At 45.0% G+C, this 21651-nt stretch carries 22 protein-coding genes; 5 read left to right on the forward strand and 17 right to left on the reverse strand.

Features of this window, described 5'->3' with window-relative positions:
* Positions 1 to 397: 397 nt before the first annotated feature.
* The 3 genes from R7P35_RS17360 to fabR form a co-directional block, all read right to left on the reverse strand.
* Positions 398 to 1675 (reverse strand): tyrosine-type recombinase/integrase, encoded by a 1278-nt coding sequence (locus tag R7P35_RS17360; RefSeq protein WP_213905041.1) that lies wholly within the window; start codon positions 1673 to 1675, stop codon positions 398 to 400.
* A gap of 282 nt (positions 1676 to 1957) precedes the next feature.
* Positions 1958 to 2323, reverse strand: coding sequence for a YijD family membrane protein (locus R7P35_RS17365; protein ID WP_005378634.1), 366 nt, complete (start codon positions 2321 to 2323; stop codon positions 1958 to 1960).
* A complete protein-coding gene (gene fabR / locus R7P35_RS17370) occupies positions 2323 to 2964 on the reverse strand; it encodes an HTH-type transcriptional repressor FabR (protein WP_005378632.1) in 642 nt (213 codons plus the stop codon). Before fabR ends, R7P35_RS17365 begins: the two co-directional genes overlap by 1 nt.
* A 263-nt stretch (positions 2965 to 3227) precedes the next feature.
* On the opposite strand from fabR, the gene sthA reads away from it, so the two are divergent.
* On the forward strand, positions 3228 to 4658 hold the full coding sequence (sthA, locus tag R7P35_RS17375) for a Si-specific NAD(P)(+) transhydrogenase (RefSeq protein WP_005389689.1): 1431 nt from the start codon (positions 3228 to 3230) through the stop codon (positions 4656 to 4658).
* Positions 4659 to 4715: 57 nt separating this feature from the next.
* Here the strand turns inward: sthA and dinF are convergent, their stop codons facing one another.
* The 3 genes from dinF to lexA all read right to left on the reverse strand — a co-directional run bounded on the left by dinF (position 4716) and on the right by lexA (position 7730).
* Complete coding sequence (gene dinF, locus R7P35_RS17380) at positions 4716 to 6065, reverse strand: MATE family efflux transporter DinF (protein ID WP_031781357.1); 1350 nt, start codon at positions 6063 to 6065, stop codon at positions 4716 to 4718.
* A 55-nt stretch (positions 6066 to 6120) separates the two neighbouring features.
* Positions 6121 to 6915: a class I SAM-dependent methyltransferase gene (locus R7P35_RS17385; protein ID WP_025768172.1), complete on the reverse strand. Its 795-nt coding sequence runs from the start codon at positions 6913 to 6915 to the stop codon at positions 6121 to 6123.
* Positions 6916 to 7109: 194 nt separating this feature from the next.
* Positions 7110 to 7730, reverse strand: a complete 621-nt coding sequence (lexA, locus tag R7P35_RS17390) for a transcriptional repressor LexA (protein ID WP_005378682.1) — start codon at positions 7728 to 7730, stop codon at positions 7110 to 7112.
* Positions 7731 to 8098: 368 nt separating this feature from the next.
* On the opposite strand from lexA, the gene plsB reads away from it, so the two are divergent.
* On the forward strand, positions 8099 to 10525 hold the full coding sequence (plsB, locus tag R7P35_RS17395) for a glycerol-3-phosphate 1-O-acyltransferase PlsB (protein ID WP_005389683.1): 2427 nt from the start codon (positions 8099 to 8101) through the stop codon (positions 10523 to 10525).
* Between the two features lie 64 nt (positions 10526 to 10589).
* Here the strand turns inward: plsB and ubiA are convergent, their stop codons facing one another.
* Entirely contained in the window at positions 10590 to 11444 is an 855-nt protein-coding gene (gene ubiA, locus R7P35_RS17400; protein WP_005378684.1) for a 4-hydroxybenzoate octaprenyltransferase, read from the reverse strand.
* Positions 11445 to 11984: a chorismate lyase gene (locus R7P35_RS17405; protein ID WP_005378686.1), complete on the reverse strand. Its 540-nt coding sequence runs from the start codon at positions 11982 to 11984 to the stop codon at positions 11445 to 11447.
* A 161-nt stretch (positions 11985 to 12145) separates the two neighbouring features.
* Between R7P35_RS17405 and R7P35_RS17410 the strand changes: the two genes are divergently transcribed.
* On the forward strand, positions 12146 to 12556 hold the full coding sequence (locus tag R7P35_RS17410; RefSeq protein ID WP_005378687.1) for a flagellar basal body-associated protein FliL: 411 nt from the start codon (positions 12146 to 12148) through the stop codon (positions 12554 to 12556).
* 63 nt (positions 12557 to 12619) lie between these two features.
* Here the strand turns inward: R7P35_RS17410 and glpG are convergent, their stop codons facing one another.
* From glpG to ftsY, 6 genes are all read right to left on the reverse strand, one after another.
* The gene (gene glpG, locus R7P35_RS17415; protein ID WP_025768168.1) at positions 12620 to 13462 is read right to left on the reverse strand and encodes a rhomboid family intramembrane serine protease GlpG; all 843 of its coding nucleotides are present in this window, start codon (positions 13460 to 13462) and stop codon (positions 12620 to 12622) included.
* On the reverse strand, positions 13462 to 13782 hold the full coding sequence (gene glpE / locus R7P35_RS17420; protein WP_005378691.1) for a thiosulfate sulfurtransferase GlpE: 321 nt from the start codon (positions 13780 to 13782) through the stop codon (positions 13462 to 13464). The genes glpG and glpE overlap by 1 nt, the downstream gene beginning before the upstream one ends.
* Before the next feature lie 493 nt (positions 13783 to 14275).
* A complete protein-coding gene (rpoH, locus tag R7P35_RS17425) occupies positions 14276 to 15133 on the reverse strand; it encodes an RNA polymerase sigma factor RpoH (RefSeq protein WP_005378693.1) in 858 nt (285 codons plus the stop codon).
* Between the two features lie 176 nt (positions 15134 to 15309).
* The gene (gene ftsX / locus R7P35_RS17430; RefSeq protein ID WP_005378695.1) at positions 15310 to 16278 is read right to left on the reverse strand and encodes a permease-like cell division protein FtsX; all 969 of its coding nucleotides are present in this window, start codon (positions 16276 to 16278) and stop codon (positions 15310 to 15312) included.
* Complete coding sequence (gene ftsE / locus R7P35_RS17435) at positions 16268 to 16942, reverse strand: cell division ATP-binding protein FtsE (protein WP_005378697.1); 675 nt, start codon at positions 16940 to 16942, stop codon at positions 16268 to 16270. Before ftsE ends, ftsX begins: the two co-directional genes overlap by 11 nt.
* A 22-nt stretch (positions 16943 to 16964) precedes the next feature.
* Positions 16965 to 18203 carry a signal recognition particle-docking protein FtsY gene (gene ftsY, locus R7P35_RS17440; protein ID WP_086047095.1) on the reverse strand — a complete coding sequence of 413 codons (1239 nt, stop codon included), beginning with the start codon at positions 18201 to 18203 and terminating at the stop codon, positions 16965 to 16967.
* 230 nt (positions 18204 to 18433) lie between these two features.
* Between ftsY and rsmD the strand changes: the two genes are divergently transcribed.
* On the forward strand, positions 18434 to 19033 hold the full coding sequence (rsmD, locus tag R7P35_RS17445; protein WP_005378702.1) for a 16S rRNA (guanine(966)-N(2))-methyltransferase RsmD: 600 nt from the start codon (positions 18434 to 18436) through the stop codon (positions 19031 to 19033).
* Between the two features lie 25 nt (positions 19034 to 19058).
* On the forward strand, positions 19059 to 19325 hold the full coding sequence (locus tag R7P35_RS17450) for a DUF1145 domain-containing protein (protein ID WP_005378704.1): 267 nt from the start codon (positions 19059 to 19061) through the stop codon (positions 19323 to 19325).
* Positions 19326 to 19382: 57 nt separating this feature from the next.
* Here R7P35_RS17450 and R7P35_RS17455 read toward each other — a convergent pair whose 3' ends face one another.
* The 3 genes from R7P35_RS17455 to R7P35_RS17465 form a co-directional block, all read right to left on the reverse strand.
* Complete coding sequence (locus tag R7P35_RS17455; protein ID WP_005389671.1) at positions 19383 to 19967, reverse strand: YhgN family NAAT transporter; 585 nt, start codon at positions 19965 to 19967, stop codon at positions 19383 to 19385.
* 106 nt (positions 19968 to 20073) lie between these two features.
* Complete coding sequence (locus tag R7P35_RS17460) at positions 20074 to 20295, reverse strand: YecH family metal-binding protein (RefSeq protein ID WP_005378711.1); 222 nt, start codon at positions 20293 to 20295, stop codon at positions 20074 to 20076.
* A gap of 69 nt (positions 20296 to 20364) precedes the next feature.
* Positions 20365 to 20985 (reverse strand): lysoplasmalogenase, encoded by a 621-nt coding sequence (locus R7P35_RS17465; protein ID WP_005389670.1) that lies wholly within the window; start codon positions 20983 to 20985, stop codon positions 20365 to 20367.
* Between the last annotated feature and the right edge of the window lie 666 nt (positions 20986 to 21651).

Raw genomic sequence — 21651 nt, forward strand, 5'->3', positions numbered from 1 at the left:
TGTATATGATAATTTTTTGTTATGTTTATTGGTGTACTGCATTACATTTGAAAATATTGATTTTAGCAATACTAAAGAGGTATTAAACATCCCACTCAATAGTACTAAAGCACCGTCAATGTGAGGGACTTTTTGGAGTAGTTATTTGATCTATATAACAGTCAACGTTTTGATGAAGGTTAACCCTAAGCTCGTTTAGTTGGAGAGATGATAGTGGATGCTGCCGATGGACAAGAGAAGGGAGCATACGAAAAATCTCAGCGAGTTATGTATTCTCTCTATCGTCTTCCAAAAGACTTCCCCATTCATGAAGCCCACATAGTCAAAGAGCCACGATTAAATTTCGCTCAGATAAAGAGTAACACCCCCTAACTAGTAAGAATAATCTCTAAGAATTTTACAAATGCTTAGGCAACTTCATCGACTCTAAAGGAATGACATTGCTTGTATCTAACGCTTGCAACTTTTCTCCCCATGCTTGCAGTACCACTAACTGCTCTTCAAGATAGTCGTGATGGTTATATACCCGCAACATACCTGGTAACTGGTGACCAACCGTCTTTTCAATCGCCACGATATCCAGCCCCATTTCGCTACAACGGCTGATAAAGGTGCGGCGTAGATCGTGTGGCGAAAAACGCTCAAAATCTTCCGGTAAATTGCGTTTGATTAGAGCACGTACTGCTGCGGGTTCTTGAAGTTTGTCATCCATAAGCTGCGGCCAAACAAGTTTCCATTTGCTTGGTACATTCTCACGCTGCTCTTTAAGAAGTTTCAGTAGGTAATCACTTAATGGTACTTTTCGGCTCTCCTGACTCTTGGTGTGACGTTCTTTTGAACTGGCTGGCAACAACCATACCTTCTCTTGCAAATCTACCTCATTCCAACGCATTTCAAGCACAGCACTAATACGTTGCCCACACCCGAGCAAAAACTGCATTAGACGGACGTTTGAGTGCTCTGTACGCCAAGAAGGCAAGCTTGTTAGCAATGTTTTCAATTCTGAAAAGCTCAAATTGCGTTTTGTGACCTTAGAACCACCACCGACATCCTTGGATTTCAAATGTGGTGCAGGGTGTGCACCAATCATATTCAAAGCTAGTGCATGGTTGAGCACCTGATTGATTATTCTATGGCATGCACTAATCGCACCCGCCTTTCTTTTTCCACTATCATCAACCTTTGCGTCAAATACTTTATTAAGATCATGAATTCTCAACTCTTCTAGTTTGATGTGACCTAGAAACGGTTTGATATCGCGGGTGTAGATTGCCCTCGCCTGTTCTCCCCGCAGCTGCTTAGATAAACGCTTTTCATCAAAACTGACAAAAGCATCATCAAAAGTTTTTGCTTCCTCTTGTTCGCGCTGTTCACGTGCCAGTTCCTGCTTCGGATTTTTATTGTTTTCCAGCCAGCTACGGTAACGCCCCGCTTCTGTTCGAGCCTGTTCAAGCGTCATCCCCGTTTCCGGTTTTAACTTAACATACCGCCCCATGGTTATTTTTTCGTGCTTGTTACCAGCCTGAAAGCGAAAGATCCAAGTCATCGTGCCCGTTGGTCGAACGCGAATATTCAATCCTTCTATTTTCTTATCTGGGATTAAATATTCCTTGTTTTGTGGCTTCAATGCTTTCAGTGTGGCGTTCGTACTAATTTTATCGACTGGCTTGATCATGACTGAAAAACCTCTGTATTTCTGGGTACGGCGTGGGGTACGGGAAAAGACGAGTTTTCATTGTACGGCTAAAGACACTCTTGGACAACGAGCAATTAAAAAACAAATAAAAACAATAAATTAAAATTCAAACCTGGATTTTGGAAGACATTACAAGATTCAGAGTTCGATTTACCCACCACATGGAAGCGGGTGTGCTTTTGGAACGCAAAGTGTAACCCACGGCGTCAAATACAAAAAAAGCGAGCTCAATGGCTCGCTTTTTAATTTGATTCGTTTTGCTTATTCCGCAGAAGTCTTCTTGCTGACAAAACCTAACTTCTTACCAATCCATGCGAGTAAAATCATTGAAACCATGATCGCAAAGAAGTTTGAGCCTGCTTCTGGGTATTGCGCTTTAATAAACGCAGAGTGACCAAACGCACCTACGAAGAAACACGCCAAGCCAACTAATGGGATATCTTCTGATACCGGATTATTTAGGTACTCTTGGTAAAGAGCTTGTACAGCCAGTACGAGTGCAATCAATGGGAAGATTGAAAAAGACACTTCACTCATGGTCAACCATGACAACAAAGCATCACCACACATACCTGCAACCAGTGCCAAAATCAGCGTTTTCTTTTCAGATTTATTTCCATTCGACATTATTCTATCCCGCCTTTTAATCGGTTACGTTCACGTTCTTTGCGATACCAATAGGCCCCTTTGGCTATCATTCGCAATTGCATGATCAATCGCTCGGCGAGTTCATCGCGCTCACGTCGATCTAAATCTAAAGCTTCAGCCCCCGAACTGAAAACCAAAGTCACAGACGCTTCTGCTTGAGTATACGCCTCTTCTCTGGTCACGCCGGTGCTCATTAAATACTCGGTTAATTCTGCCGCAAAATGCTGGATTTCTCGAGCAACAGCGGTACGAAATTCAGCAGAAGTGCCGGAGCGCTCACGCAACAACAAACGAAAAACGTTCGGACTACTTTCAATGAATTCCATAAAGGTTTCGACCGAGGTACGAATTACGCTACCTTCTTTCACAATACGTTGACGCGCCTGACGCATCAGTTGACGTAGTAGCAAACCGCCTTCATCGACCATGGTTAAGCCTAGCTCATCCATATCTTTGAAGTGGCGGTAAAAAGAAGTCGGTGCAATCCCTGCCTCTCGGGCGACTTCTCGCAAGCTAAGGCTGGAAAAGCTGCGATCCGCACTTAATTGACTAAATGCCGCATCGATCAATGATCGACGTGTCTTCTCTTTTTGCTGTGCGCGGATTCCCATCGATTTCATTCTTAACTTGCTCTTTTTCTGTAGGGTACAAGAGCCTCAATATAACGCAATTTGCTCCTACGGAGAAAGATATGTTGCTTCGCTCGCTCTGAGCGCCGAGAACGTTACTATTGGCATGCATCTAATTGCAATGTTCTCGATGCAATTTATAGACATACAACATACCAAATCACCCTTTTGGTCGATTCTGCGTGATCACTTCCACTCTCTAACAGGCATGACGTGTACCAATAGAGTAAATGAGTTAAAATCGCGCTAAAGCAATGTTAAGCAAATATAACAAGGAAGGCATCATGGCGCATGTTAATCACTATGACGTGATCGTAATCGGTAGTGGCCCTGGCGGAGAGGGGGCTGCAATGGGATTAACCAAAGCGGGACTGAATGTTGCCATTGTCGAGAAAGAAAGCAGTGTCGGCGGCGGTTGTACTCACTGGGGAACTATTCCATCTAAAGCACTGCGTCATGCCGTTAGCCGCATCATCGAATTTAATAGCAACCCGCTATTTTGTCGAAACAACACCAGCGTTCATGCAACATTTTCTGACATTTTAGGTCATGCTAAATCGGTCATTGATAAGCAAACTCGACTTCGTCAGGGCTTTTATGACCGTAACTCATGCACACTTTTGTTCGGAACCGCGCGATTTATCGATAACTACTCAATTGCAGTGATGCAAAGCGACGGTACAGAAGAAATCTATTCTGCAGATAAGTTTGTCATCGCGACGGGTTCTCGTCCGTATCAGCCTAACGACGTAGATTTCTTGCATGAGCGCATCTACGACAGTGATTCCATTTTGAGCCTGAAACACGACCCTCGCCATATCATCATTTACGGTGCGGGCGTTATCGGTTGTGAATACGCTTCTATCTTCCGCGGCCTTGGAGTGAAAACCGACCTTATCAATACCCGAGACCGCTTGTTGGAGTTTTTGGATAACGAAGTGTCAGATGCGCTGTCTTACCACTTCTGGAACAGCGGTGTGGTAATTCGTAATGATGAGACCTATGAAAAAATCGAAGGCACAGAAGATGGCGTGATTATTCACCTACAATCTGGCAAGAAGATGAAGGCGGACTGCTTGTTGTATGCGAATGGTCGAACAGGTAACACCGATAAGTTGAATTTGGGTGCTGTGGGTCTGGAAGCGGACTCTCGCGGACAACTAAAAGTAAACCGTAACTACCAAACCGATATTGAGCACATTTACGCTGTAGGCGATGTCATCGGTTACCCTAGCCTTGCAAGCGCCGCTTACGACCAAGGGCGATTTGTCGCACAAGCCATTACGAAAGGTCAGGCAGAAAACTATCTGATTGATGATATTCCAACGGGTATCTACACCATCCCAGAGATTAGCTCTGTGGGTAAAACCGAGCAAGAGCTAACAGCTGCGAAAGTACCGTATGAAGTAGGACGCTCTTCGTTCAAGCATCTAGCTCGTGCACAGATCGCAGGGAAAGACATCGGTAGCTTGAAGATATTGTTCCATCGTGAAACCAAAGAAATTTTAGGGATTCACTGTTTTGGCGAACGTGCCGCGGAAATTATCCACATCGGTCAAGCCATTATGGAGCAAAAAGGCTCAGCGAATACCATCGAGTATTTCGTCAATACCACCTTCAACTATCCAACAATGGCCGAAGCGTATCGTGTCGCTGCGTTGAATGGTTTGAACCGCTTGTTCTAATCTATGCTTCTTGATAGCAGACAGAAAAACAGCAGGCTTGGACCTGCTGTTTTTATATCAACATTGTGCTAGGAAGGTATCCTTGTGCCATTGGTAGAGAAAGATAACCCCTAAACCAATACCCCGCATCAACATAAAGCTCGTCATTGCAAACCACAGCGCGTGATTTTCCCACTCGGCGAATAAGTAAAAGACAACGAAGAAGCTGCTGGTCGCGACAAACATACTATTGCGCATGTCTTTGCCTTTGGTTGCACCGACAAAAATGCCATCCAATAGAAAGCACCACATCGACGCAAGTGGCATCACCACCAGCCAAGGTAGATACACCGCTGCTTGCTTTTGTACCGCCTCAATTGAAGTGATCATGGCGATCAACTGCGATCCCGCCAAACCAAAGAGCGCGGTCAGTCCTAAGCAAATAACCAAACTCCAAAAGAAAGTGCCGACAAGCGATGCACTCAATTGTTGCCTATCTTTGGCACCAATCGCCTTCCCGACCATGGCCTCCATTGCGTAAGCAAAGCCATCCATGCCATACGAGATAATCATCAGGAAGCTCATCAGAACCGCATTTGCAGCGACAACCTCATCACCAAAGCTCGCGCCTTGGAACGTCATAAAGCTAAAAGCCGCTTGCAGACACAAAGAGCGTAAGAAAATATCACGATTCAATTTCACGAAGCGCCCTAAACCGTGTTGAGTGCTGGTTAGCAACTTTTGAGGTGATGGTAATTGCCTCTCTCGCCAGGTTTTCCAAACACACATGAGACCAAAACCCATGCCTGAGTAGTCAGCAATCACCGATGCCAGCGCAGCGCCTTCTACTTTCCACCCCAAACCAATCACAAACAACAAATCGAGGGCGATATTAGTCACGTTGGTGATGATCACCATCCACATTGGTGCTTTGGAATTTTGCGTCCCGAGCAGCCACCCCAACAACACAAAGTTCATTAGCGCAGCGGGGGCACTCCACACACGGATAGAGAAATATTGCATGCCGTAGTGTTTTACCTCTGCGCTGGCGTCACTCCAGCCAAAGATCAAATCAGCAATCGGGTTATGGGCAATAAGGAAGACTAACGCAAACAGCAGCGCCATAAGTGAGCCTTGCATAAACACCAAGGCAAGTTGCTTTCGGTCTTCACCGCCATAGGACTGCGCCGCCAACCCAGTAGTCGACATACGCAAAAAACCAAGCAGCCAAAACGTCACGCTGATCATGGTGCTGCCCAACGCAACACCACCCAAATACCAAGCGTGGTCTAGATGACCAATCACCGCAGCATCGACCAAACCGAGCAATGGGACAGTAATATTCGACAGCACCATAGGTATCGCTAAAGCTAAGACTTGGCGATGAACTTTTGGGTTAGATAAAGGAGAGAAGATTGAATTTGTCACAGGCACCTCATCAGTAAGATCGACGAGTGTACCTGAGCGCTTAACGACTAGCCAATTACCACTTGATGTGAACGAGGACTGGCGTGAGGCGATGCTTCAACATTGGAATCTTATTAAGCCAACGCTGCCAAGCTTTCCAACGAGAACAGAATCTATCGAATGGCGAGAAAGCTTTCGCCCATTGTGCCCATGGTAACCATTGCAATATCTGTGCTGCAGGCGCTTCAAAGCCATGAGCATAACGATCAGATCCAAGCTTTTTCCCCCACTTGGTTTCCGTTAAATCTCCTGCCAGCACCATACACAGTTCAGCAGAAACAAAATGTCGACCTAAGGTTTGAATAAATTTCGCGACTTGACGCTCTGTGCAATCGAGCAGTGCCATTTCACATAAAATGAGTACCGGTGCTTGCTCTGGAATGGCTAACGTCTCTAGCCACGACATTTCATCCACACTGCCACAGCGATGTTCATAGCGTTCATTTTTGTGGAACAAGCGCTGACGCCATACCAAATTTTCCGTCACATCCAGCTCTATCCAATGGCAGCGTCCATTATCCAAACGATAAAAGCGGGTATCCAGCCCCGCTCCGACATTGATTATCCAGGCATCGGGATACTGCTGTAAGAAGTGGCTAACCTGCTGGTCACAAAGCTGAGTCAGCGTCACGTGCAGCAATTGCTTCTGCGCAATATCACCACTCAAACAATCCGGCGCCATCTTACAGCTCAAACACGCTTTAGCAGCTATCGGATCGTACACCAAGCCATTGTCGACCATGCTTTCACGGCTACGCAATAACAGTGGCTTCAATAGATGGTTAGGAACTTGATGTTTAGACTGAGACATGGGCATTTCCTGCGCCAGAGAGAAAACATAGACATTAATAAAGATGATAATGAATATCAATTACATTATCAAGCTTATAAATTGGTCAAAACAAACAAGGTCAAGATGATGAGCAAGCTTTTGGAGGAAGTAGAAAAAGAGAAAAGAAGAGAAAAGACAAAACAGCCCAGGTCAACTGGGCTGCTTAAATACACTTACATCCAATCGGTATTACGAATAATACCAACGGCTAAGCCTTCAATCGTAAGGTGCTGAGACGTTAAGTCCACTTGGATTGGGGCAAACTCTTCATTCTCAGCATGCAGTAATATGGTTGAGCCTTTGCGCTCCAAACGCTTCACAGTCACATCATCATCAACACGCGCAACGACAACTTGACCGTCTCTCACGTCTTGGGTTTTATGCACCGCGAGCAAATCGCCATCCATAATCCCGATGTCTTTCATACTCTCGCCATTTACACGAAGTAAGAAATCCGCTTGCGGTTTGAACATCGCAGGATCGACTTGGTAGTGCGCCTCTACGTGCTCTTGAGCCAGAATTGGCTCACCCGCTGCAACTTGACCAATCAATGGCAAACCCTGCTCATCATTGGCTGCGTCTTCAAGCAGGATACGAATCCCACGAGAAGCGCCTGGAATAATTTCAATTGCTTGCTTACGAGCAAGCGCTTTTAGGTGTTCCTCTGCGGCATTCGCAGAGCGGAAGCCAAGCTCACGCGCAATCTCTGCACGAGTTGGTGGCATTCCGGTGTCATCGATTTTACTTTTAATCAAATCGAAGACTTGTTGTTGGCGTGGCGTTAACGGCTTCATGTCTCACCTGTCTTTTTATACAGTTAACTGTGAGTATATCCAGTAAATGCTCAAATGAAAACCCAATTGGTTGTTTTTTAATTTATTTGTGGAGAGCTTTCAGCTTACCGATTAAGTTCATTCTTTATTCGTTTAAAACACCGACTTTTCAGTTAATCAAGTCAAAGCAATAACTTAGGGGTTCGACTAATTTACAGCCAATAAAATTAAAAGGTTTGACCAGTTTCTGGTATCCTTGCAGCGCTTAAATTTTATCGCCTAGGCTTATTTCTATTGCCGTACTCATCTCTTTTTATAGAGAAGACATGCAAAGCGGAAACTGAAATAAGGTTAGGCCTGTTTGAATACCTATTGAGGCTGTGAACTTTATGTCTTCTGGACAATCATTTTCACGTTCATTACTAAAACTACCTTTATCGGTACTGGTAAAGGGCACCACAATCCCGTCGAACCCGATTGAAGATCTGAACATCGACCTAACTAAACCGATTGTATATGCCCTGCCTTTCCGCTCGAACGTGGATTTGCTGACACTGCAAAAACAAGCCATGAGCCTTGGTCTACCCGACCCGCTCAGCCCGCTGGAAATCAATGGCAAAACGCTGAACCGTTTCGTCTTTATCGCTGCGCGTCCAACTGTGATGAACAACGATAATGATGTCCCAACCGATTCTGTCTCTCTGTTCACTGACTTACTGGAACTGCACAAGCTGGATAGTGAGTTGGATGTTCAAATGATCCCTGCAACCGTGCTTTGGGGTCGTAAGCCAGGTAAAGAAGAGAACCAAAAGCCTTACCTTCAACCGATGAATGGTCCGCAAAAAGCCAAAGCAGTAATGGCGGCGGGACGCGACTGCTTAGTTCGCTTTAGTCCCGTGGTATCTCTGCGTTATATGGCAGACTCTCACGGTACCGACAGCGCAATTGCGCACAAACTGGCTCGCGTGGCGCGTATCCACTTCTCACGCCAGAAACTGGCTGCTTCAGGCCCAAACTTGCCACAACGCCAAGTGTTGTTTGCTCGTTTACTAAAATCTCCAGCTATTGAACTGGCGATTGCTGACGAAGCCAAGATCAAAAACATCTCGATTGATAAGGCACGTAAAGAAGCCCACGACATCATGGATGAAATCGCCGCCGACTTCTCCTACAGTCTAGTGAAAAACGGCGACCGCATCCTGAGTTGGTTATGGACAAAACTATACCAAGGTTTGCACATCAATAACGCCTCGACTGTGCGTCGTTTAGCGCAAGACGGCCACGAAATTGTGTACGTTCCGTGTCACCGTAGTCACATGGACTACCTGCTGTTGTCTTATGTTTTATACCATGAAGGCATGGTGCCTCCGCACATTGCGGCAGGCATTAACTTGAACTTCTTCCCGGCCGGTCCGCTTTTCCGTCGTGGTGGGGCGTTCTTTATTCGTCGTAGTTTTAAAGGCAACAAACTGTACTCAACCATTTTCCGTGAGTATCTAGCTGAGCTGTTTGCCAAAGGCTATTCAGTCGAGTACTTCAGTGAGGGTGGTCGTTCACGTACAGGTCGCTTACTGCAAGCGAAAACGGGTATGCTGGCTATGACCATCCAAGCAATGCTACGTGGTCTAAACCGCCCAGTAACACTAGTGCCGGTCTACATCGGCTACGAGCACGTAATGGAAGTGGGCACTTACGCGAAAGAGCTGCGTGGCAAACGCAAAGAGAAAGAAAACGCAGGGCTTGTACTGCGTACTCTGCGTAAACTGCGTAACTTTGGTTTGGGCTATGTGAACTTCGGTGAGCCAATTCAGCTCAACCAATACTTGAACGAGCATGCTCCTGAGTGGACGAAAGACATCGACAGCATGGGTGGTAACAAACCACAATGGATGAATCCTGTGGTCAACGACCTTGCTAATAAGATGATGACGCACATCAATGATGCGGCGGCAGCAAACGCGTTGACCTTGTGTGCAACCGCACTGCTTGCTTCTCGTCAACGTGCACTTTCTCGTGACTCGCTGATCAATCAGATCGAGTGTTACTTAAAGCTACTCAAAAATAATCCGTACTCAAGCACCTCCACTATCCCTACCGAAAGTGCTGAGGAGTTGGTTGATCATGCAATTTCGCTTGATAAGTTCGTGATTGAAACCGATAGCATGGGTGACATCATTTCGCTGGACCGTAGCCAATCGATCCTGATGACCTACTATCGCAACAACATCATTCACTTGTTCGCTCTGCCGTCATTAATTGCCCAAATGCTCATTCGTCAGCGCAACCTTTCGGTAGCCAAGATTCAAGCGAATGTCGCGCAAATCTACCCATTCTTGAAGAAAGAGCTGTTCTTAAGTTACCAGGAAGACGAGTTAGATGAATTGGTCGTTAAAACGCTGCATGAATTTGCCGATCAGAAAATGATTAGTCTTGATGGTGATAAGCTAGAGATCAATCAATCGAACAACCAGCCTTTGGTTCTGCTAGGTCGTACGATAACTGAAACGCTGCAACGCTACTCTATCGCGATGAACTTGCTTGTTGCTTACCCTGAGCTGGGTAAATCGGACCTAGAGCAGAAGAGCCAAGATATTGCTCAGCGCCTAGGGCGTTTGCACGGTATTAATGCGCCAGAATTCTTCGATAAAGGTGTGTTTACCGCGATGTTCAATACGCTCAAACAGCAAAAATACCTCGATAACGATGGTAACTGTGACACGAAGAAAACGCAGCAATTTGCACGGCTACTGTTCACTCTGCTTTATCCAGAAGTGAAACTGACGATCGAAGAGAGTATTCACCAACTTCGGTCGTAACCGTTTTACCTTCGTCCAATAAGAAAAAAGGCATCCAATCGGATGCCTTTTTCTATTTCTTCGCTTACCAAAATGCGACCAGTAACCCTATCGCTATCACCATGCCAACATAATTGTTGTTAAGGAAAGCCTTAAAGCACAACTCACGCTCACGGTGACGAATTAAGTGCTGCTGATAAACAAACAACGACGCTGCAATCAAAAGGGTCCAGTAGTAACTTTGTCCCAATTGGTAGAACTGCCCTAACCAAACCAACATCGCGAGTGTAATCAGTTGCAACACACCAATAATAAGCTTGTCATGACGACCAAACAGAATTGCCGTCGATTTAATGCCAATCTTTAGATCATCATCTCGGTCTACCATCGCATATTGAGTGTCGTACGCAATGGTCCACAAAGCATTAATGAGGAACAAAAACCAAACAATTAATGGTAATTCCCCAGTTTGTGCAGCCCACGCCATTGGAATCGCCCAGCTAAAAGCCAAGCCTAAAAATAGCTGTGGAATATGAGTGTAACGCTTCATAAATGGATAGATGAACGCCAACACAATGCCAGCGAAGGATAGCTGAATCGTCAGCGGGTTCATGGTCAGCACTAACAAAAACGAGCTGATACCCAAAACCAAAAATAATCCAATCGCTTCTTTTGCTGTCACTTTCCCTGATGGCAGTGGACGTTGCTTAGTACGCTTTACATGGCCGTCGACTTTGCGATCTGCAAAATCATTGATCACGCACCCCGCACTACGCATTAGGAATACCCCCAATACAAACACGATGAATACATCCCAACTTGGCATCCCTTGGGCTGAGATAATTAGCGCCCAAATCGTTGGCCACATCAGTAACAGTGAACCAATCGGGCGATCCATGCGCATCAGTTGCCAATATGCTTTGGCTTTTTCTGCGGACATTTACACTGTCTCCTTAGCGTAAACTGGTGAATTAGATAAGAATAACTCGGCGACTAGCATCGGTTTGTGATTCATCCACAACCTTGAGCGTCGCGCTAACAAACGTCCTTCTGGTACGGCTACCCATCCCATTTGTAAAGAGTCCCGCTCAACGTTATCTGCGCTGAACACTGTTAATCCTAATGGGATATCCCCTTGTTGAGCCAAATCATACTGCTGATCAACTAAGGTTGAGCGAGGAATCAATGTCCGCCCAATAACCCAGTTATTATTGTCACCGCACAAAATTACCTCTCTCAGTAAGCAATCTTGTTCGGACAATAACTGGCTTTCATCCTGTTTTAATGTCGCTGCAGTGACGATCTGATTTTGTAGCAATTCTACCGTTAACGCTTGGCAGTGCTGTTTTAAACGACGTGACAAAGACCCTTGCTCTTCAAGCCAGTGCTTGGCAAATTCATTTGGAAATTCGAATTCTTCGGGGTTTTGCCACTCTACTTCCAATAAAGAAGCAAGATAGAGTGATGTTGGCTGATTCATACTAGTATTCAATTGGAGGCTTTATGCGTACAATAAAGCAACAACTTACCGTCCATAGTAATGTATGTAACCGTAAGTTCCGTTATTTGTTATAGACGGCCCATTGTATCAAGACTGAAGCGATTCGAATATCGCGATCCAGAGAAAGAAAAGTTAGAAATATGTACAAACGTTATATAGCCCAAATTATTTTTGCGTTAACCATACTATTCGCCGCACCAAGTTGGGCTGAAACGGAAGAAGCTGGACCTAAGTTGGCATACTTTACCCTAGAGCCTGACCTCACTACTAACTTTTACACCAAAGGCAAAAAGTTAGGTTATGTGCAAGTGCGCATCGACATCATGGTAATGAGTCAACAAGATTTATCAGTTGTTGAGCATCACCAACCTTTGATTCGCGATGCAGTGATTGAATTATTGGGTAAGCAAACAGAAGATACGATTAAGTCCCTGTCTGGCCGAGAAGATCTGCGCAAAACCTTAGTGACGACCCTCAACGAAACGCTTTTGCCTGAAACAGGTAAAACCATCATTGCCGATTTGTTGTTTACAAAATACCTTTATCAATAAACCCAAATCCGTTTTGAACATAAAAAAAGACCGCTCTTGAGCGGTCTTTTCATTTCATCTGCTTTAGGCTTGCTGTTGGTATTTCATCTTGCCTGAATCAAACAGCGCAATCGCCATCCCCGACAGTAGCCCAACTAAGTGAGCGGTGTTTGCAATCGCCATAAATGGCTGCACAAAACCAAGAACTAACCATACCAACATAAAGACGATAATTGGCTTGGGTAACGTAAGGCCTAAATGTGGCAAGCGGTAACCCAGTATCCACAAATAACCAAGCAGTGCATAGACCACGCCAGACAAGCCGCCGAAGTTAGCCCCTTCAACATAGAACTGGCCTGCCCCTGAAAACGCTGCCGACACCACAAAGAGTTGCAATAGCTTACCGGAACCGAGACGACGTTCGATGTCGCCACCCAACTGCCACCACCATAGTAAGTTAAACACGATGTGAGTTACTGAAAAGTGCAGTAACGCATGACTTAGCCATCGCCACACTTGCCATTGTTGCCCCTCAAAAGCCGGGAAGTGCAACAACTTAAACACGCCATTGCCAAAGCCAAACATTTGTAACAAGTAGATGATGATACAGACTGTCATGATCAGCAAAGTCATGGGGCCAGCTTTCGCTTTGACCATGCTCATGATACTCGGGCTGGAATAATGAAATGTGCTCTTACGAGTATCGGCAACGTCCCACGAGGCGGCGCTGTATTTTGAATCAGACGGGTTAGCAAGGAACAGCTTAAGTTCGGCTTCCGCTTCTATTTCATGCTGGCTATCAGTCAGCCACAGCGCAAATTGCCCATCCCCTTCTGGCATCATTTCGATGTCAATTTGGCGAGAGGCCATATAATCAATAAAGGCTTGCGCCATACGCGGATTATTTAACGTTACCAATCTCTTCATTAACTTCTCACTATCGGTAGTTCTGCTCGATGCCAGGCTTCAAAGCCACCATCTACACTGTACACCTGTTCAAAGCCTTGGTTAACCAAATATTGCGCCGCACCTTGGCTACTAATACCGTGGTAACACATCACTAGAATAGGTTGTTCGAACTCCACTTCATCCATAAACGCAACGATCGTATCGTTAGTTAAGTGATACGCGGACTCCGCATGCGCAACGGCAAACGATTGAGGGTCACGGATATCTACAAGCTTCGCATCACCCTGCTCGAGCAGCGCTTGCGCACCTTGTACATCGATATGCTTAAACTGATCCATTTACTTTCTCATTGTCTTATTAATATACCCAAGCAACCTCGAACCTAACGTACTAATCAGCACCCGTGGTACAGCATAAAATCCATATTTGAAGCTGCTTGGGTATACTGCCGCTATTGTAACCTATCCAACGGCAAACTTAGACACATGGATAATCAGGCTTTTCAAAAGTGTACACATTCCAACCATTTGTGGATAAAGCTGTGAATTGCGTTGATAAAGTGTATTTGGATCTTTTGATCCACAATATGTAGTGATGATCCTGATCTAACTGTGTGTATATCTATAACTATCCCCAGATGGAAAAGTGCTTGAATCCCTTATTTTGTCCGGGTTTCGAACAGTTGATAAATAATTACTTCACAGAGTTATACACAGGTAGCACATAAAATCCGGATCGCAAACGCTATCGATTTTCGATCGACAATAAAAAAGCCGAGATCACATGATCTCGGCTTTCTATGAAAATCTTACTTTCAATTAGCAGTGGAAATTAAAATTCACCCACAGCCAATTTTAGTTTCTTCATTGCATTTTTTTCTAGCTGGCGAATACGCTCGGCAGAAACACCGAACTCATCAGCTAAGTCTTGCAATGTTGCTTTCTCATCATCTAACCAACGAGAACGCACGATGCGCTGACTACGCTCATCCAAACTCGCTAATGCATGACCCAAGCGATTGTTGGTATGCATTTCCCAGTTGGCGGCTTCAATGTTGTCGGCCACATCAGACGATTTGTCTTCTAGGTATAGCATCGGCGCTGTGTAAGCGTTTGAGCTGTCGTCTTCATCAGTTGGCATATCAAAGGTTGAATCCACCGCCGCTAAGCGTGATTCCATCTCGCGAACTTCAGAAGGCTCAACACCTAACTCGCGCGCAACGGTTTCCACTTCACCGTTGTTAAACCAACCCAAGCGCTTTTTCGACTTACGCAGGTTGAAGAACAATTTACGTTGCGCTTTAGTGGTCGCAATTTTCACGATACGCCAGTTACGTAGCACGTATTCGTGGATCTCTGCTTTGATCCAGTGGACAGCAAAAGAAACCAAGCGAACCCCTACTTCTGGGTTAAAACGCTTAACGGCTTTCATTAGACCGATGTTACCCTCTTGCACAAGATCCGCCATTGGCAAACCGTAGCCAGAGTAACCACGAGCAACGTGAACAACGAATCGTAGGTGCGAAAGAATTAGACCTTTTGCAGCCTCAATCTCACCTTTATAGTGTAATCGTTCTGCCAGCTCACGCTCTTCGTCTGCAGTCAGCATTGGGTAGCTGTTTACTGAGCGAATATAGCTATCAAGGCTATCTTGCGTGACTAGAGCCATCGGATACGCTTCTTTTGTCATTCAATTCCTCATCAATCTCTGATCTGGAGCATTACATTGCAATTTAGCTTCGATATCTTGAACTCAAAATGAACAAGTTTCAAGAAGGGGAAGCAATTATCCATAAACATTTGGTCTAAGCAAGGGTTCAAAATTAGCTAGTGCTAATGAAATCCAAGTAATAAGACCGCCATCACTTAAACTGGTTCAATTTCTTTTAAATGTCGTTGCGCAGAAAAACGCGCCGCAATACATCCCAAAAGACTCCCAATGATGATTAATAACAAAGATTCATCCCAACTTAGACCAATCAGGCGGAACTGGCTATCGTACAACGCAGCAAGGTCTTCCACCGCACTATTCATGACAATGGTCACTAAAGCCGTTACCAACCACGCAATAGTGGCACCTAACACGCCAAACCACATACCTGTGTACAAGTAAGGGCGCAGAATAAAACTGTCCGTCGCACCGATCAGTTTCATGGTTTGAATCTCTTCTTTATTCGCCAGCACATTAAATCGCAATGTATTGCCAACGATTAAAAATACCGCACCGAGCATCAGCACTGTCAGGGTAATGACAATAATACTCGCGAGAGTTTTGATGGCATCAAGACGCGCCAGCCAGTCTTCGTCAAGTCTCACGTCGGTCACATCTTGTTGCTCTCGAACGTCTTTGGCTAATGACTGAATATCACTTTTTAGCTCCGAATCTGGCGTAATCACCAACACACCAGGTAGCGCATAGCCACTTAAAAGGCTGATAGCTTGGTCGAACCCTGCATATTGGCTTAAATCAGATAGACCTTGTTGCGGTGAAATATATTCTACCTCTTTTACCAAAGGCCAAGTTTCAATTTGATCTTTGAGAACCATCACTCGTGCATCCGGCATGCCTTCAACTAAGTAAGCACTAACTTGTGAAGGAGAAGCGACATCTTCCGCTGCCCCCGCAACGTTTTTCCCCAATAGATACAAACAAGCTGGCATGGCAAGTGCCATGGAGATGACCGCTAGGGTCAGAATGTTGCCTAGTGGTCGTTGCCATAAGGCGCTAAAAGAGGATTTAGCTTGTTTTGCATGGACAGAGAAAAAACCATCGGTATTCGCACGCTTGGCACTGCGGCCTTTCCCCTTCTTTTGGGAGTGCTTGTTACCTGCCATAGTCTTCTACCTCACTTAGGAAGCCTTGGTTCAATTCAAAATGACGATACTGTGGGCGAGTGTTTACTAACCCCACATCGTGCGTGGCAAGTAGGATAGTCACGCCCGCACGGTTAAATTCTTCGAATAGACGCAACACACGGTTGGATAATTCTGGGTCAAGGTTACCCGTAGGCTCATCAGCCACCAGCAACGTTGGTCGATTAACCACAGCACGGGCAATACCGACGCGCTGTTGTTCACCACCAGAAAGTTGACTAGGTAGACAACGAGCTTTATCGAGTAAGCCCGTTTTATCTAACGCCGCAGAAACACGGCGTTTGATTTCGTTTTCAGAAATCGATTCGATACGCATTGGCAGAGCGACATTGTCGTACACACTGCGATCCATCAATAGGCGATGATCTTGAAAAACAATCCCAATATTGCGGCGCAAAAAAGGGATGTCTTTGCCTGGAATACGCGTGATGTCGTGGCCATTAAAATGGATTTTGCCATCGGTTGGTCGCTCTATCGCGCAGATCAATTTCAGCAAGGTACTTTTACCAGCCCCGGAATGTCCGCCTAAAAACGCCATTTCACCGCGCCTCAGGTGAAAATCGACTTTTTGCAGTGCTTGTCGACCACCTCGGTAAGCTTTGCTTACTTGCTGAAATTTGATCACCGTTGATTTCCTCTAACTCTTTTTATTCTTCACGACTAAACAGTGCGTCAATAAACTCTTGAGTTTCAAATGGACGCAAGTCTTCGATACCTTCACCCACACCAATGTAACGAATTGGAATACCGAACTGATCAGCAATAGCGAAAATTACGCCGCCCTTGGCTGTACCATCCAACTTAGTCAAAGTAATCCCGGTTAGAGGGGCAACATCACTGAAAAGTTTCGCTTGGCTAATGGCATTTTGTCCTGTACCTGCATCAAGCGTTAGCATGATCTCATGTGGTGCAGAGTCATCAATTTTCTTCATCACACGTACAATCTTACGCAGCTCTTCCATTAGGTTCGCTTTGTTCTGTAGACGACCTGCTGTATCAGCAATCACCACATCCACACCACGTGCTTTTGCCGCTTCAATCGCATCATAGATAACAGAGGCACTGTCTGCGCCAGTATGTTGAGCAATCACAGGAACATTATTACGTTCACCCCACACTTGTAGCTGCTCAACCGCTGCGGCACGGAAAGTATCTCCCGCTGCAAGCATCACTTTTTTGCCTTGAGTTTGGAACTGCTTCGCTAGCTTACCGATGGTCGTGGTTTTACCCACGCCATTTACACCCACCATCAAGATGACGTAAGGCGTTTTGTTGCTATCGATTTCTAGTGGCTGTTCGACTTTAGAAAGAATCTCAGCCATTTCTTCTTTCAACAAACCATAAAGGGCTTCGCCGTCTTTCAGATCGCCACGTGTGGCTTTTTCTGTCAGGTTGTTGATAATTTTTGTTGTGGTATTCATGCCCACATCAGCAATAAGCAGTTGCTCTTCTAGCTCTTCAAATAAGTCTTCATCGATTTTCTTACCGCTGAACAAACCGAAGAAGCCAGCACCAATATTTGCTTTTGTTCGGCTTAGGCTGCGTTTAAGACGAGCAAAAAAGCTTTCTGTTGGCTTTTCTTGTTCTTGAACACGAGGCGCGGCCGATACGACTTCTGGCTCTTCTGCTTCTGCTTCTGCTTCTGCTTCTGCTTCTGCTTCTGCTTCTGCTTCTGCTTCTGCTGGGGCAGCCTCTGATTGTTTCGCTTCTTCTTCAAGTTCTGGCGTTGCTTCCGCTTGCTCAGCAACCGCTTCGGTTTGCTGCTCTTCAGAAGGCGCTTCCACTGCTTCTTCTTTTACTGTTTCTTCAGTTTTTGGTTTTGGGCTTTGCTCTTCGTCACCAAAACCTAGCCACGAAAGTAATCCGCGCTTCTTTTTTTCCGTCATCTGGGGCTATCCTAGATTGTTCTTTTATCTATTAATGACTCTTTTTTGACAAGATTATTATCTGTCTAAAAAAGGCTAATGACAAAGTTCTGAAAACTTTCCGATTAGGTAATTCTAATCTTATTAGTGTTACACTCTGTCATCTTGAATATTCTGGGCTGTATCCAAGCTCCAAGCTCATTGCTTGGGCGATTAGATATAGTATCACTTTATTAGCGGTCAAAAAATCTATGGTAAGACGTCGCCAGCAAAACTCATCACAAAAAAAGCCAACAACGGGCTTTGTTCGCATTATTAGTGGCTTATGGAGAGGCAGAAAACTTCCTGTACACGATGCTGAAGGCTTACGCCCCACGACAGATCGCGTCAAAGAAACGCTGTTTAACTGGTTAGCTCAAGATGTACCACAGGCAAAATGTCTCGACTTGTTTGCTGGCTCTGGCGGCTTGGGATTTGAGTCAGCTTCGCGCCAAGCAGAGCAAGTGACCATGGTTGAGCTAAACCCACAAGCTTTCCAACAGTTACAAAAGAATGTTGCCTCTCTTAACGCGAACAACATCCAAGTGGTAAATACCGACGCACTGAGTTTTTTGAAGCAACCGGGTTCTGCTCACCATGTGGTGTTTATTGACCCACCGTTTCGCAAAGGTCTATTGGATGAGACCGTGGCTCTGCTAGAACAAAATGGCTGGCTCGCGGAAGATGCGATGATTTATATTGAAACAGAAAAAGAACTCAATATTGCCGACTTACCAGAAAACTGGCAATTACATCGAGAAAAAACAGCAGGCCAAGTGAGCTATCGTCTGTACGAACGTACCTCCGCATAACGCCTCGATTTAAAAGGATACTTAAATGAAAGCACTAATTATGCTGGCCAAAGCGGCTATCGCCTTTGTTTGGTTAGTATTAATCCTAAATATTTTTATGCCCTTTCCCGGCAATGCCGCGATTGCGCTATACATCATGACCGCTTTTTTGTTCATCATGCACGGTTTACAAATGGCCATCTTCATTGGTGCATTTGGCGACAAAATAAAAATGAGCAGTTGGGAAAAATATTCAATCCTGATTTTTGGTATTTTTGCCCTACTCGATATTCGTCGTAAACACATGATGTAATCGCTCAGATACGAAAAAGCCGCTCTTGTGAGCGGCTTTTTTTCTGCGTTTCGTTCGTCACCCAATGTAACTTTTTACACCATCCAAGAACATTTGAGTGGAGATCATCACCAGTAACAAGCCCATTAAGCGTTCTACCGCCTTCAAGCCACGTTCACCCAACAAGCGATTAAAGAAGCCATAAAACATCAGTATAAAAAATGTTGCGCCCCACGCAATTACGACTGATGCTGACATTTCCAACATTTTCTCTGGATGTTGCGAAGACAGTAAAAGCAAGGCTGCAATCACTGAAGGGCCCGCGATCATAGGAATGGCCATCGGAACAATAAAGGGCTCCTCGCCTGCTGCCAGTCCAGTGATGCTGCCAGCACTCGGGAAAATCATCTTAATCGCAATAATGAAGAGAATAATGCCACCTGAAATGCTGAGCGTTTCTGGCTGGACATGCAAAAAACTTAAGATGCTTTGTCCTGCAAACAGAAACAACATCAAAATCAGTAAGGCAAACAGTAGTTCACGAATCAATACCTTACGACGACGCTTGGGATCGATATGTTTGAGAATAGACAACACAATCGGCAAGTTACCGAGAGGGTCCATGATTAGAAACAGCATGGTCGCTGCAGAAAGAATGTCCATATTCTGGCCTCACCTAAAAAATGGCGGCCAGTGTATAGCAAACTGACAACATGAGTATATGACTGAGGGCGAAAACACCATAGTCACCCTCGATCTTAGCCGCCGTTTAGTGATTGCAAACTCGCGCCATATTGACCACAAACTTACCTTCAAGCTCACGAATTTTGTCGCGCTTGAGCAAAAATGCTAGTAATGCATCTAAGTCTAGATCATTCAGTTTACAGGTGTGAAAGCGAACGCTAGCACCAAAGTGCTGTGTGAGGGCTTCGCGATCCATTGGTGTTTCTCTAAGTAGGTTTAGCAGCTCGTGAGCATGGATTTCACTCATTATTGACTCCAGTTATTAAGAACAATGCGTTCAGTCTACTGAAATCCTCAAGAGCTGCTTTGACTTAAATTAGTAAATGATTGAGGCAACAATGAGGGCATGAGCAAAAAAGTAACTGCCACTCACCCACAAATAGGCGTGTTTCATCGGTTTTCGATAACCGTGTATCGCGTATGCCAGCGCCGAATAGATCAAAACTAAGGTTCCGCTAAAGCCGATAGCATTGGCGTAACTCGGCACTTGTAACCAAACTTCACCGGCTGCCCAAGCAAGTTGAACCAGCATCATCCCCATGATCACAACAGGGAATACCAGAGAGTCGAGTTGAGGCAGCAACAAAAAGAACGCCACGATACTCGCTGCAAGCAGCAGGGCCAACAGCCACCAGACAATCTCACCATTAAGCTGCACCCAAAATGACTTGCTGTAGCATACCTGGGCAACCAGATAAGCCGTAAAATAGATTAGCTTACGAGTTTTAAACGAGTGCAGCGTATCTGCCACCATAGACACAATCAGCCCACCCGCAATCCAGTAGGTATATGTTGCGGATGCACCTTGAGTTAACACCAACACAAGAAGAAGTAGCAGAGTAAAGATTTTAAACACGAGGGATTGTGTCGGGTTAGCTTGCTTTGCTCCCAACACGGAATACACACCTGATAGCCCTATCGCCAGCCAACTCCACATGCAGTATACACCTTTTACTTAAACTCGCCGCTAGTCTAGGTAGACCAGTTTTGATGTAAAGACACAATCTACGAAAGTTGGATCTCGCTAGCGATTCGAAACATTTTGTAACCCTCAGCCTACGTAATAATAAAGCCGATGAGCCTGAATGATGCCACTAAACATTGGGGCCAAGCTTTGCTCATCAGCCGAACCCATCAAATCACACGACACAATAACCAACGCTTTCTAAAACTATTTAACTGAAAAACAGATAAGTGCTCCAGGTAAGCCGCCATTTCACAAACTGACGATTAAACCACCAGGATGTATGTAATGCAGGCAACAAGAATAAATAACAGACACAAAATAGAAAATAGTCTTAGTAGCGCTCTAAGAGAGGAGAAACCACTGATGACTAGGGGTAAAAACTAAGAAAACCGACCTTAATTCAGTAAAAAAAACATCAGACAAGAAAAGTAAGTCAATGATAAATAAAACCATAATTTCAATAACAGATAAAAGTGCGGACTTCATAAACCATAGAATCACTAAACACTTTTGAAGCCCATATTTTCTCATAAGGTAAGAAAATCTCACTCCATGCTTTCGATTTGACGATGCAACCTCATAGCACATTTTTTAATTTTCTCAATTTTTGAGAAATACAGACAAAATAAACACCCA

The sequence above is a fragment of the Vibrio sp. Vb0304 genome, assembly GCF_033338995.1.
Taxonomy (GTDB): Bacteria; Pseudomonadota; Gammaproteobacteria; order Enterobacterales; family Vibrionaceae; genus Vibrio; species Vibrio alginolyticus.